Below are 13686 nucleotides of genomic sequence, written 5' to 3'. Positions count from 1 at the left end.
TGCTTATATAAAAAGAGTTATAGTCAATACACTCGATTCATTTAAGACAAAATACCAGTTTAAAGAAAAAATAGATTAAAAATGACCCCAATTACTTCTCATTCACTTGCATGCGCAGCATTGGCTGTACCATTGAATCTGAAGAATCATTTACATGAACATGAGTTAATAAAAATTTAATCACTGCAAATAAAACCAGACAGCATAAAGCTGCAATAAATAGTATTCCTAATTGTTGAGTAAAGGCCGCAGCATATAGAGTTTTTAACACGGCAATATTCGTTTCACCGGAGGGAATCGCTGTTAATGAAGCCAGTTTGCCTGATAAGAATCCGCCAATTCCAAGAGAGACAAAAAAGATACCCATTAAGGTACTTACCTTGTTTTTATCTGCAAGAAGTGTAATTGCAGATAATCCAACTGGAGATAAAAGGAGTTCCGCTAATGAAAACATTAAATATGCTGGAATGATTAAAAGTGGTGTTAGCAAAGCATTTTTGTCAGTGAAATTACTGACGAAAGCAATCACGGCATAAGCAGCGGTGATAATAAAGATTGCAAGTAGAAATTTCTTTCCAATACTTAATCCGCGTTCTACTAGGTTAAGTTTTGGATTTTTCTTAGCTAAAAAGTATCCAATAATTAACATGCCCACGCTTTGAATAGTCACATAATAAGGTGCTGGAAATTGAATGCCACAAAATGTGGGTTCAACAACTCGTGATATAAATAAGGTAAGTGACATAAACATTTGGAAGTAAAAAGACCAAAACACTACTGAAATAATACACAACAAACCAATTACTAAAGTTTGTCGCGACTGATTGGCATTTTCTCCACTGACAGAGTACAAAATGTATCCGGCTGAAAATAATACAACAAGTCCAAAAATTATATTAGCCAACTGAGGAGAATTTAAAATATAGAACGATAAAGACCATAAAAATATCATTAAGAAAATCGCTGCAACAATCTTTTTATATTGAAAGACAAATGGATTATAGTCTTGAATATTGTATTTTTTGATGCCATATAAAAAGACGCCAAAGGCGACGATCATACCAATTGCAGCGCTTGTGAATGAGGCAACCCAACCAAAATGATCATTCAAAATACTTGGTAGTGTGGTGCCTAAAATAATACCCGTTGTAATTCCCATATAAAAAATGGTAAATCCACTCTCACGACGTGCGGAACCCGTAAGATATTCATTTCCTAAAAGAGATGAAATATTTGGCTTTAACAATCCAGTTCCTACAGCAATCGCTGCAAGAGCTGCGGTCAGAACAGTAGTGTTATCTACTAATGATAAAACCCAGTAGCTTGCAAAGAGCACAATTGCACCAAGTAAAACCGCTCGTTTTTGGCCTATTAATTTATCTGCAATCCATCCACCTACTACAGGGGAAAGATAGGTCAGTGCAGTAAATGATCCAACTAAAGCATAAACTTGTTTGTCTGGCCATTTGAAATGTAAGGCTAAATAGAGTGCTAAAAGTGATTGGACTACGTAAAAACCATACCGTTCCCACATCTCAGTGGCGAAAAAAATACGAAGTGACTTTGGGTGTTTTTCAGAGTTGGTGTGCACTTTATTTAGATCGATAAGTTAACATGGGCCAATTATACCATAGTAATGTAATCTAGCATAGACAAGGTGTTTCTCTCGCGGGCATATTGATTTAAATTTGTATTAAACGAGCCGTGAACTGCGCGAATTGTAACTATCAGGAGCTGAAGAGTTGGGCTCATTTAGGAATTAAAATTGAATATCTATGCTCTGATATAGCTCTGGTGTATTATGCTTCTTTTTTTATTCGCTATGGAGCAGTGTTAATGGAAGAGTTTAAAACAAACCCTGTAATTAGAGCAAATCAAGGCAGCGAGAAACAAGCTAAAAGTTGGCTTACAGAAGCTGCACTCCGTATGTTGTGTAATAATCTTGATCCAAATGTAGCAGAAGATCCGAATTCTCTTATTGTTTATGGGGGCTTAGGTAAAGCAGCTCGTAATTGGGAATGTTTTAATAAAATTGTAGAAGTACTTAAGACATTAACCGATCAGCAAACACTCTTAATTCAATCAGGAAAACCTGTAGGTGTTTTTACCACTCATGAGGATGCTCCTCGTGTGCTTATTGCCAATTCCAATCTAGTTCCACGCTGGGCCACTTGGGAACATTTTAATGAATTAGATAAAAAAGGTTTGATGATGTATGGGCAGATGACTGCCGGAAGCTGGATTTATATTGGCTCGCAAGGTATCGTGCAAGGGACTTATGAAACATTTGTTGCTGCAGCTCAGAAACACTACGATGGAAGTTTGGAAGGCCGTTGGATATTAACTGGTGGTTTAGGTGGAATGGGAGGAGCCCAAACTTTAGCGGGTACAATGGCAGGGGCAAGTGTTTTGGCAGTTGAATGCGACATGTCCCGAATAGAAAAACGCCTTAAAACCAGATACTTGGATCGTTATACGACGGATTTAGATGAAGCTTTAGCCTGGATAAACGAATCCTGTCAAAAGAAAAGCCCTCTATCTGTGGCCGTTTTAGGAAATGCCGCTGAAATTTTTCCACAATTAATTCAACGAGGAGCCTCTCCTGCGTTAGTCACCGATCAAACCAGCGCTCATGATCCCTTAAACGGTTATCTTCCTGCTGGATGGACATTAGAACAAGCGGCAAAAATGCGCAAAACTGCCCCTGACGAGGTAGTTGCTGAAGCAAAAAAATCCATGGCTCTACAAGTTCATGCCATGCTTGAATTTCAAAAAAGAGGAATCCCTGTTTTTGATTATGGCAATAATATAAGGCAAATGGCTTTTGAAGCGGGAGAAAAGGACGCTTTCAAATTTGAAGGTTTTGTTCCTGCGTACATTAGGCCTTTATTTTGTGAAGGAATTGGGCCATTCCGATGGGTTGCTTTATCAGGAGATCCTGAAGATATTTATGCAACGGATGAAATGGTTAAAAAACTAATTCCGGATAATAAGCATTTGCATAATTGGCTGGATATGGCGAAGAAGAAAATATCATTCCAAGGTTTACCTGCACGGATATGTTGGGTTGGATTAAAAGATCGCGCACGTTTAGCATTGGCCTTTAATGAAATGGTTCGTAAGGGTGAAGTTAAAGCTCCTATTGTAATAGGACGTGATCATTTAGACTCTGGCTCAGTAGCAAGTCCAAATCGTGAAACAGAAGGGATGATGGATGGTAGTGACGCAGTATCGGACTGGCCCTTACTTAATGCATTATTAAATTGTGCTAGCGGGGCCACTTGGGTTAGCATCCACCATGGTGGTGGAGTAGGAATGGGATTTTCACAACATGCTGGTGTGGTGATTGTCGCTGATGGCACAGAGAAAGCGGCACAACGTCTGGCAAGAGTGCTTCATAATGATCCCGCAACCGGAGTTATGCGCCACGCTGATGCGGGGTATAAGCTTGCAAAAAAATGTGCTAAGGAAAACTCGCTTTGGTTGCCTATGGAATCCTAAAATAGATTTTGTAGTTTGGGTTTATACCAATAAGGATCTTAATCGAATTGTGATCTCAGGTGGGCCATAGAACCCAACCTATTTTTTAAGGAGGTAGTTAATGCAAGAGTCTTTTATTCTTCAACCAGGTGAGTTGAACTTGCATTCAATCAAAGAGATTTTAGCAAAACAATTGACTTGCGTTCTTGCTAAAGAGTCATTTGAGCGGATTCATGCATCACATCAAACAGTAAAGAAAGTAATTCTAAACAAAAAAACGGTATATGGGATCAATACTGGTTTTGGGTCTTTGGCAAATCAGACCATTTCAGAGGAAAATCTCAAACAATTACAACGAAATATCGTACTATCTCATGCTTGTGGTACGGGTGAATTATTAGCAGATGACATTGTTGCTCTAATTTTATTGCTTAAAATAAATAATCTCGCTCAAGGATATTCCGGAGTTCGTTTAGAACTAATTGAAGCATTAATCTCTTTATTTAATCATAAAGTATATCCTTGCATTCCAGAGAAAGGGTCAGTAGGTGCTTCTGGAGATTTGGCTCCTTTAGCCCATTTGTCTTTACCTTTACTGGGTGTTGGGGATGTTCGACATGAAGGAAAAGTTATCAGTGCGCTGGAAGGATTGAGGATTGCAGGTTTAAAACCAATAGAATTAGAGGCGAAAGAGGGTCTTGCTTTACTTAACGGACTGCAAGCTTCTACTGGAATTGCTTTAAATGCTTTATTTACTACAGAAAAGTTATTTGAAACAGCCCTTATTGCTGGAGCATTATCTGTTGATGCAGCGAATGGAAGTGATGTGCCATTTGATGATCGAATTCAAAAAGTACGAGGCCATCAGGCGCAGAGAAATGTAGCTGCATATTATAGGGAGCTATTAGCTGGAAGTGAGATTCGTGAGGCTCATCGCCATTGCTCTCGTGTTCAAGATCCTTACTCGTTAAGATGCCAACCTCAAATTATGGGAGCCATCTTGCATCAAATAGGCTTTGTAAGGGAAACGTTACAGGTTGAAGTAAATGCGATTTCTGATAATCCGCTTGTTTTCAGTGAGCAAGAGCAAATAATTTCAGGAGGTAATTTCCATGGTGAAATAGTTGCCATGGCTGCGGATAATCTTGCTTTGGCTATATCCGAAATAGGAGCGAGCGCTGAACGGCGCATTGCCTTGCTAATTGATAAAAATTTTAGTGGCTTACCAGCTTTTTTAATTAAAGAAAGTGGTTTAAATTCCGGTTTTATGATTGCTCATGTTACAGCAGCTGCTTGTGCAAGTGAGAATAAGGCTCTAGCTCATCCGCACTCGGTAGATAGTCTTCCAACTTCAGCGAATCAAGAAGATCACGTATCTATGGCAACCAGTGCCGCACGACGTTTACATGATATGAATGATAACACCGCAACGATTTTAGCTATTGAATTATTAGCCGCGGGGCAGGGGCTTGAATTTCATAAACCATTAAAGTCATCTGTATTATTAGATAAAATTTATCAGCAAATTCGTTCTCATGTGGCGCCATATAATACTGATCGGTATTTTGCGCCTGACATTGCCCTAATTAAGCAAAAGATTTTAAATAAGGAATTTGTTACTCCATTTTTCCGTTTATGGGATAAAGATTAGGAATTAAAGTGACTATTGAAATTTATACCGACGGCGCATGTAAAGGAAACCCAGGTCCCGGTGGTTGGGGGGTTTTGCTTCGTTATAAAGGACAAGAAAAGACCTTATATGGCGGAGAAGCACATACCACGAATAATCGCATGGAGCTTATGGCCGCAATTAAAGGCTTAGAAGCCTTAAAGCGTCCTTGTTCTGTTGATTTGTATACTGATTCGCAATATCTAAGGCAAGGAATGACCGATTGGTTGCCCACGTGGAAAATAAAAGGTTGGCGTAACTCCAAAAAGGAGCCAGTCAAAAACGCAGATCTTTGGCAAATATTAGATGTATTAGCTTCTCGTCATCAAATTAACTGGCATTGGGTAAAAGGGCATTCGGGTCATGTAGAAAATGATTTAGTAGATGCTTTGGCAAATCAGGCGATTGAAGAATTAAGTGAGTAAACGATGCGTCAAATTATTTTAGATACAGAAACTACAGGTATAGGACCTGAACAAGGACATCGGGTTATTGAAATTGGCTGTGTGGAGCTAGTAGAGAGAAAATTAACAGGAAAACATTTCCATGTTTATCTCAACCCCCAGCGCCAGGTTGATGAGGGCGCTTTTCGTGTTCATGGTATAAGTGATGAGTTTTTACAAGACAAACCCCTCTTTGAGGAAAAGGCTGATGAATTTTGGCAGTTTATTGTTGGGGCAGAATTAATAATCCATAACGCTCCTTTCGATGTTGGATTTTTAAATTCAGAGCTCAAGCTGATTAAATGGAGCAAAAAGCTTGAAGAGTATTGCAATATTGTTGATACCTTAGCGTTGGCACGTGAAAAATATCCTGGACAACGAAATAGTTTAGATGCTCTATGCAAACGCTTTGGCATCGATCACTTCAACCGTGAACTTCATGGCGCTTTGCTGGATGCTGAAATCCTAGCATATGTATATCTGGCAATGACCGGGGGTCAAACCAGCTTGTTTGCAGAAGTTGAAGAAACGTCCATTCAAACTAAAGTCAAAACGCAAGAAATTGCTGCACTTCAATTAGCAAATCCTATTGTGTTAAGTGCGGCGCGGGAAGAGCTTGATTCACATCAAGCTTTTGTGGAGTTTTTGAGTAAGAAATCAGGTGTCAATCATTGGGAAGAGGCTTGATATTCTGGAGCTTTTTCTTCTAATCTCTATCATATAAACTAATGGATACAAGGTCCAAAGGACCTAGTATCCATAGTTATCAATAATTTCAACTCTATTGGCTTTTGGGAATGAGGAATTTTATCGCAAAATCCTTACCAATACATTCTCCAAGCGCTTTACCCCAAATACCTGCATTATCACTGTTGATTTTCTCAGGAATATTACCATAAAGTTCTTGCTGACATTTACTAACGCTATCAGGAATCTTAGCAGCGCACTGGTCGTAAGTCATTTTAATTTCATCAAGTCTTTTTTTCAGCTGAGGATCGTTTTCAAATCCTTTGCATATGAGATCAGGTAATAAAGGGGTTACTGATTTAAGCCAACTGTCTTTAGTTATATCCACTTGGTTATTAGAACTAGCACTAGAAGAGTCATTACTACTAGAAGAAGCACCAGCAGCATTACTGGATGTGTCTTCAGCATTTATTGAGAAAGAAATAAATGTACAACCTAACAAAATGTACAACCCTGTAAGTAAATGTTTAGTCATGATTGGTTACCCTTTTAATATCCTTCCATTAAATAGTAGGACAAATATTTCTACTTTGCTTAAAAACAATTTGTGTTGGTCAAAAAATAAACTAAAATTAAGATGAAGATGGATAAATCATTTAGGAATTACTATGGAAAAACAAAGTTCTATTTTATTTTCATTAGTTTATTTTTTAATAATTCCTCTACTCCTATTACTTTTCTGTTCTCCCGCAGCTTTAGCAAACACCTTTGTTTTCAACCCTAATACCTTGACATGGAAGGCTATTGATTCAAATGGTAAAGTTGTGCGAGTAGGAAAAGGATCTGGTGGTAAAAAATATTGCCCCGATATTCACAGAGGATGTAAAACACCAAGTGGTGTTTTTACTATTTGGAGCAAGGGTGGGCCAGGATGTGTATCGAGTCGTTATCCTGTAGGACGCGGTGGTTCACCAATGCCATACTGCATGTTCTTTTCTAAATATTATGCAATTCATGGTTCGTATGAAGTCCCAAACTATAATGCGAGCCATGGGTGTATTAGAGTACATCCAGGCGATGCTAAATGGCTTAGTAAAAATTTTATTAAAATAGGAACTAAAGTTATTGTTAAATCTTATTGATTTGGAATTATCAAGTATAATGGGCAAAGTGAATTTGCCTCATTATACTTGATTATATTAGCAATATTACTAATCATCCTCATCATCAATGCTAAATGAAGAGCCGCATCCGCAAGTGGTTTTTGCGTTTGGATTACGAATAACAAATTGTTCGCCTTGTATTCCTTGGACATAATCAATTTCAGCATCATGTAAATACTGATAGCTCATTGAGTCAACCAGAAGTTTTACTGAAGACACACCATCTGAACATTGCTGAATGACTACAGTATCGTCTTCATTGACTTCTTCATCAAAACTAAATCCATACTGAAACCCAGAACACCCCCCACCTGTTATGGAGACACGGAGGTTCAAGTTTAAATTATCTTCTTCTTTTATTAGCTCTGCCACTTTATCTGCTGCACTGACAGAAAAGTGAATGTCGCTGGTAGTTGGGGATATATCAATAGCAGCCATTTTAACTCCCGTTGTATCATATAAATTATAACTCAATTATCGAATAATTTGTTCAATAGTAGCACCGCCCAGACATTGGTTTTTATCATAAAAAACTACATATTGTCCTGGGGTAACTGCTCTTTGTGGATTCGAAAACATCACATAATGCTGATTCTCATTTTGAGGAGAAATCATGCAGCCTTGTTCCGCTTGTCTATATCGTGTTTTAGCGTAACAGGTAAGAGGTAAGCTATCCTTACAATCAGCTAACCAATGAATTGGGCCGCAAATCAGTCCTTGTGCAAAAAGCATAGGATGTTGACTTCCTTGTGCTACATATAAGGTATTAGTAGCTACTTCTTTATCGACAACATACCAAGGATCATCGGTTGAATTGTGTAAACCCCCAATGCCTAGACCCTGACGTTGGCCTAAAGTGTAAAACATTAACCCATCATGCTTTCCTAAAACTTTGCCGTCAGCGCTTTTTATTTGTCCAGGTCGTGCCAAAATGAACTCTTGTAAAAAAGATTTAAAACGTTTTTCACCAATAAAGCAAATACCCGTCGAATCTTTTTTTGCTTGAGTCACTAAACCTAATTTTTTTGCAAACTCTCTAATTTCTGGTTTTGTATAATCGCCAATTGGAAACAGGGTTTTTGCTAGAGCCTTAGGATCTACCGCATGCAAGAAATAGGTTTGATCTTTATCACGATCTTTAGCTTTGTATAAAAGTCCAACGTCCCCCACAATTTTATTTTTAGCATAATGTCCTGTTGCAATGTAATCAGCTCCAAGTGTTAATGCATGATTTAAAAAAGCATTAAATTTGATTTCTTTATTACACAATACGTCAGGATTTGGCGTTCTTCCTTTTTCATATTCACTTAAAAAATGCGTAAACACCCTTTGCCAATAGTTTTCAGAAAAATTAACCGTATGTAGTGGAATCTTTAATTGATTACATACAGCTTGGGCATCAGCAAGGTCTATGGCCGCGGGACAGAATCCATCTTTATCGTCTTGTTCCCAGTTTTTCATGAACAAGCCTTCAACTTGATAGCCTGCTTCTTTTAATAACCATGCTGCAACAGATGAGTCAACACCACCAGACATTCCAACAATAACTTTAGCTTTCATAAAATTAAGATACCGCTTAATATTCTAGGATTTAGAACCGTAGTGTGGAAAATAGATCACAAACTGCTGTTCTATAATAGTATTATTCGAAAAATATAACTCTTTAGGATACGACAATAATGCTGCACTTACAAGAAATGGTTAAACAAGGCCAACAAACTAAAAAGGTCACAATCAGCGAGAGGTTACCTAATTTTATTACTTCTCCCTGTCAGTTGGATACTACTTATCATGTTGAAGCTAAAGAAGATTTTTATTTAATTCATCTTCATGTTAAAGGTGATTTACTCATTCAATGCCAGCGTTGTCTGGACGAATTTAATTTTCCATATGATAATATGACTGTAGTTGCTGTATGTCGGAATGATGAAAGGGCAGAACAGATATTAGAACATTACGAATGTATTGTTTCCGAAAATTTGCAGGTTAGCTTGGAAGATGTATTAATTGATGAGTTACATCTCTATGCGCCTCAATTTCATCCAAGAATTGATGATTGCAGCAGTGAAATAAATCAAATTTTAGTGGGAAAAAATGAATTTTATTGAAATTTTATCTAATTAACACTAATATTCCCGCTTTATGAATGCAATTTGTTTAGGAGTAATACAATGGCTGTACAACAAAATAAAAAGTCACGCTCACGTCGTGACATGCGTCGTTCGCATGATGCTTTGACAAAGCCAACATTGTCTGTTGATGAAACTACTGGTGAAACTCATCTTCGTCATCATATGACTCCAGATGGTTACTATCGTGGTAGAAAAATTATTGACACTGATACTGTTTACGAACAAGAGTAATTTTCTTGAAAAATATCACCATTGCAATTGATGCGATGGGTGGGGATCATGGTTTAAATGTTGTGATTCCTGCCTGTATTCGTGCAGCAAAGAATGATCCTGATTTGAAACTTATTCTTGTTGGAGTACACGACAAGATTAATGCTTTTCTAAAAAAACAGGGCGTAGCATCTTCAAATCAATTTTCCATAGTTCATGCTTCTGAAGTAGTGGCTATGGATGAATTGCCGTCACATGCTTTGCGCAATAAAAAAGATTCCTCCATGCGTGTAGCCATTAATTTGGTGAAGGAAGGTATGGCTCAGGCTTGTGTTAGTGCTGGGAATACTGGTGCTTTAATGGCTACAGCACGCTATGTTTTAAAGACCTTACCTGGAATCGATAGGCCTGCAATTGTTTCTGAACTACCCACTATGAAGGGTAGAACATGGGTAATTGATTTGGGTGCTAATGTAGATTCCTGTGCAGAACATTTATTTCAGTTCGCAGTTATGGGATCTGCATTGGTACAAGCGGTAGCCAATAAGCCTAAACCTAAAATCGCCTTATTAAACATTGGCGTTGAGGAAATGAAGGGAAATGATCAAGTGAAGCGCACAGCTCATATGCTTGCTGAATGCGAGATTATGAACTATGTTGGGTATGTAGAAGGTGATCATTTTTACTCCGGAGAGGTAGATCTGGTGGTTTGTGACGGTTTTGTGGGGAATGTAGCCTTAAAAGCGAGTGAAGGCCTTGCAAAGTTATTTGTAAGTTTACTCATGGAGTCATTCAACAGAAATTGGTATACCAAACTTTCCGCTTTAATTGCCCGGCCGGCATTAAAGCATCTTAAGAAACGCTTTGATCCTTCTCGTTATAATGGCGCAAGTATGCTCGGTTTGAATGGTATTGTCGTAAAAAGCCACGGTGGTGCTAATGAACTAGGGTTTCAACATGCTATTGAACAAGCCGTTCTTGAGGTTAAAAATAACGTTGTAGATTTAGTACGTGTCCAAATAAATGATTTTATAAATCAGGGATTGCTGTTATGAAAAATGCTGTAATACTTGGTACCGGAAGTTATATTCCTGAAAAGCAACTTACCAATCTTGAACTCGAGTCAATGTTGGACACTACTGATGAGTGGATTGTTACCAGAACCGGCATTAGCAGCCGTAGTGTAGCACAACCTTATGAAACAACCTCCTACATGGCTTCCAAAGCTGCCGAGCAAGCATTGATTGCTTCGAATTTAAATGCTGATGAAATCGATTTGATATTGGTTGCTACATGTACTCCTGATCATTTTTTTCCAGGAGTAGCTTGTTATGTTCAACATGCTTTAAAAATGAAACGACCTATCCCTGCTTTTGATGTCGGTGCTGCATGTAGTGGTTTTGTTTACGTCATGGATATCGCAAAACAGTATATTACATCCGGTGCAGCAAAAAATGTACTAGTCATTGGTAGTGAAAGCATGTCCCGAGCAGTAGATTGGACTGATCGCTCAACCTGTGTTTTATTTGGGGATGGTGCTGGAGCAGTGGTTTTAAGTGCCAGTGATAAACAAGGTGTTATGGGAAGTGTGTTACATGCTGCTTATGATGCTGAAAAATTGTTAAATCTTAGTAATGCCACCTTTGAGAATCAACGTGCAACGATTAGCATGCGTGGTAATGAAGTATTTAAAATTGCCGTCAAAATTATGGGCGATGTTGTTGATGAAGTTCTAGAGGCGAGCCATTTGAAAAAATCAGATATTCAATGGTTGATTCCTCATCAAGCTAATATGCGTATCATACAGGCCATTGCTAAAAAACTTGACCTGCCTATGTCACAAGTCATTGTTACCATCGGTAGCCAGGGTAATACTTCGGCTGCTTCTATCCCCTTGGCTCTGGATCATTCTATTCGGACCAATCAGATTAAAAGAGATGAGTTGTTATTGATTGAGTCCTTCGGTGGTGGAATGACTTGGGGAGCTATGGTAATTCGTTATTAATAATTTTTTTTCATCAACATTTTGAATTAAATTTTAGTTCGGAGCTATTTTTAAATGGTAAAAACAGCATTTGTATTTCCTGGGCAAGGTTCACAATCAGTAGGTATGTTGGCTGATTTTGAGTTGCAGTATCCTATTGTTGTAAAAACTTTTGCGGAGGCATCAGAAGCAGTAGGTTATGATTTATGGAAACTTGTGCAACATGGGCCGGAAGAAAAACTGAATCAAACAGAACATACACAAGTCGCAATGCTAACTGCTGATGTAGCTGTATATAGAGTATTAATCCAACATGGTATTGCTCAGCCCATGATTATGGCTGGCCATAGTCTGGGGGAATATGCTGCATTGGTTTGCGCTGATGCATTATCATTATTTGATGCTGCATGTTTAGTTTCTCGTCGAGGACAGGTAATGCAAAATGCGGTGCCTTTGGGTTTAGGTGCTATGGCAGCGATTGTGGGCTTAACCGATGAGCAAGTAATGTCTTTATGCAAGGAAGCGAGTCAAGAACATGAGGTTGTAACACCTGCTAATTATAACGCAATCGGACAAGTTGTTGTTGCGGGGCATACTCCAGCTGTTATGCGCATACTCGGATTAGCTGAAGAAGCGGGTGCCCGTCTGGCCAAAGTAATTCCTGTAAGTGTTCCATGCCATTGTCCCTTATTATCTGAAGCGGCGGTATCTTTTGCAGAATATCTGGCTAAAATTGAATTCAAAAACACAAAAACAGATGTAGTAAGCAATGTAGATTTAAGCGTTTATCATTCGGAACAACACATACGTGAAAAGCTAAAAGAGCAATTATATAGTCCTGTTCGTTGGGTTGAAACAATCCAGCTCTTTAAAAATCTTGGCATAGAGCTTATTTTAGAATGTGGCCCAGGGAAAGTGTTGAGCGGATTAATTAAAAGAATAGATAGAAGCTTAAATACTATTAGTGTTTACGATACTATTAGTCTGGATCAACTTGAAGAGCAATTTGCATAATTCAAAGGTACAACCTTAAAAATAATTATTTTCTATCGAGGAATACATAATGAGTCTAGAGGGAAAAATTGCCTTAGTTACTGGCGCAAGCCGAGGAATTGGTCAGGCTATAGCCCTTAAGTTAGCGCAACAAGGTGCTTTTGTATTTGGTACAGCGACTACAGAACAAGGTGCTCAAGCTATTAATGCCTACTTTGATAAAGAAAAGTTATCTGGAAAAGGTCTGGTTCTTGATGTTACCAATTCGGAACAAATAGAGCAGGTAATTGGTGAACTGACTCATGAGAATCAATCTCCTTCAATATTAGTGAATAATGCAGGGATCACATCAGATAATTTATTACTGCGTATGGATGACGAGGAGTGGTATAAGGTAATTGAAACGAATTTGAATTCAATATACAAAATGTCTAAAATTTGTATTAAACCTATGTTTAGAGCACGATGGGGACGTATTATTTCTATTGGATCAGTTGTGGGTTCAAGTGGAAATTCAGGGCAGGTAAACTATACTGCAGCAAAAGCAGGTATCGTTGGATTCAGTAAGTCCTTAGCACAAGAAATTGGAAGCCGAGGAATAACTGTTAATGTGGTTGCACCTGGTTTTATTGATACAGATATGACAGCTGCTTTACCTGACATGGTAAAGGAGGAAATGTTAAAGAGAATTCCTATGCGTAAGCTAGGAGAGCCTAACGATATAGCCGAAGCTGTAGCATTTTTAGCATCAGATAGTGCTAAATATATCACAGGCGAAACAATTCATGTCAATGGCGGCATGTATATGGACTAAATGCACTTGCGTTATCTGTATAAATGAATAAACTATACCACTTCCATTTAACTTTGGTTGTTTGGGTTGCTTAAAATATAAGTAATTGATTAGGTTATAAAATGTATTTTG

At 38.2% G+C, this 13686-nt stretch carries 15 protein-coding genes; 11 read left to right on the top strand and 4 right to left on the bottom strand.

Translation table 11 applies throughout. The annotated features are described in order from the left end of the window. Positions 1-91: 91 nt before the first annotated feature. Complete coding sequence (locus ACWTE2_RS18770) at positions 92-1591, bottom strand: peptide MFS transporter (RefSeq protein WP_454783859.1); 1500 nt, start codon at positions 1589-1591, stop codon at positions 92-94. 245 nt (positions 1592-1836) lie between these two features. Between ACWTE2_RS18770 and hutU the strand changes: the two genes are divergently transcribed. From hutU to dnaQ, 4 genes are all read left to right on the top strand, one after another. Next, positions 1837-3501 (top strand): urocanate hydratase, encoded by a 1665-nt coding sequence (gene hutU / locus ACWTE2_RS18765; protein WP_454783858.1) that lies wholly within the window; start codon positions 1837-1839, stop codon positions 3499-3501. Positions 3502-3601: 100 nt separating this feature from the next. Continuing rightward, the gene (gene hutH / locus ACWTE2_RS18760; RefSeq protein WP_454783857.1) at positions 3602-5131 is read left to right on the top strand and encodes a histidine ammonia-lyase; all 1530 of its coding nucleotides are present in this window, start codon (positions 3602-3604) and stop codon (positions 5129-5131) included. Between the two features lie 8 nt (positions 5132-5139). Further along, positions 5140-5574, top strand: coding sequence for a ribonuclease HI (gene rnhA, locus ACWTE2_RS18755; protein ID WP_182390813.1), 435 nt, complete (start codon positions 5140-5142; stop codon positions 5572-5574). 3 nt (positions 5575-5577) lie between these two features. Beyond that, positions 5578-6279, top strand: coding sequence for a DNA polymerase III subunit epsilon (dnaQ, locus tag ACWTE2_RS18750; protein WP_182390812.1), 702 nt, complete (start codon positions 5578-5580; stop codon positions 6277-6279). Between the two features lie 94 nt (positions 6280-6373). On the opposite strand, the gene ACWTE2_RS18745 is transcribed toward dnaQ, so the two are convergent. Then, a complete protein-coding gene (locus tag ACWTE2_RS18745) occupies positions 6374-6814 on the bottom strand; it encodes a hypothetical protein (RefSeq protein WP_454783856.1) in 441 nt (146 codons plus the stop codon). A 133-nt stretch (positions 6815-6947) separates the two neighbouring features. On the opposite strand from ACWTE2_RS18745, the gene ACWTE2_RS18740 reads away from it, so the two are divergent. Next, entirely contained in the window at positions 6948-7421 is a 474-nt protein-coding gene (locus tag ACWTE2_RS18740; RefSeq protein WP_454783855.1) for a L,D-transpeptidase, read from the top strand. Positions 7422-7490: 69 nt separating this feature from the next. On the opposite strand, the gene erpA is transcribed toward ACWTE2_RS18740, so the two are convergent. Beyond that, positions 7491-7880 (bottom strand): iron-sulfur cluster insertion protein ErpA, encoded by a 390-nt coding sequence (gene erpA, locus ACWTE2_RS18735; protein ID WP_182390809.1) that lies wholly within the window; start codon positions 7878-7880, stop codon positions 7491-7493. A 36-nt stretch (positions 7881-7916) separates the two neighbouring features. Beyond that, positions 7917-9002 (bottom strand): tRNA 2-thiouridine(34) synthase MnmA, encoded by a 1086-nt coding sequence (mnmA, locus tag ACWTE2_RS18730; RefSeq protein ID WP_454783854.1) that lies wholly within the window; start codon positions 9000-9002, stop codon positions 7917-7919. A gap of 119 nt (positions 9003-9121) precedes the next feature. Here mnmA and ACWTE2_RS18725 point away from each other — a divergent pair, with 119 nt between their 5' ends. The 6 genes from ACWTE2_RS18725 to fabG all read left to right on the top strand — a co-directional run bounded on the left by ACWTE2_RS18725 (position 9122) and on the right by fabG (position 13575). Further along, positions 9122-9550, top strand: a complete 429-nt coding sequence (locus tag ACWTE2_RS18725; RefSeq protein WP_454783853.1) for a YceD family protein — start codon at positions 9122-9124, stop codon at positions 9548-9550. Between the two features lie 63 nt (positions 9551-9613). After that, the gene (gene rpmF, locus ACWTE2_RS18720) at positions 9614-9805 is read left to right on the top strand and encodes a 50S ribosomal protein L32 (RefSeq protein WP_028380381.1); all 192 of its coding nucleotides are present in this window, start codon (positions 9614-9616) and stop codon (positions 9803-9805) included. Between the two features lie 5 nt (positions 9806-9810). Next, positions 9811-10839, top strand: coding sequence for a phosphate acyltransferase PlsX (gene plsX, locus ACWTE2_RS18715; RefSeq protein ID WP_454783852.1), 1029 nt, complete (start codon positions 9811-9813; stop codon positions 10837-10839). Beyond that, entirely contained in the window at positions 10836-11789 is a 954-nt protein-coding gene (locus tag ACWTE2_RS18710) for a beta-ketoacyl-ACP synthase III (protein ID WP_182390805.1), read from the top strand. The genes plsX and ACWTE2_RS18710 overlap by 4 nt, the downstream gene beginning before the upstream one ends. Positions 11790-11843: 54 nt before the next feature. Further along, positions 11844-12782, top strand: coding sequence for an ACP S-malonyltransferase (gene fabD, locus ACWTE2_RS18705; RefSeq protein ID WP_182390804.1), 939 nt, complete (start codon positions 11844-11846; stop codon positions 12780-12782). 46 nt (positions 12783-12828) lie between these two features. Continuing rightward, entirely contained in the window at positions 12829-13575 is a 747-nt protein-coding gene (fabG, locus tag ACWTE2_RS18700) for a 3-oxoacyl-ACP reductase FabG (protein ID WP_454784426.1), read from the top strand. Positions 13576-13686 lie beyond the last annotated feature (111 nt).

The sequence above is a fragment of the Legionella nigrisilvae genome, from assembly GCF_977063395.2.
Note: the sequence above shows the minus strand (reverse complement) of the source record. Positions and strands in the feature narration are given on the sequence as shown.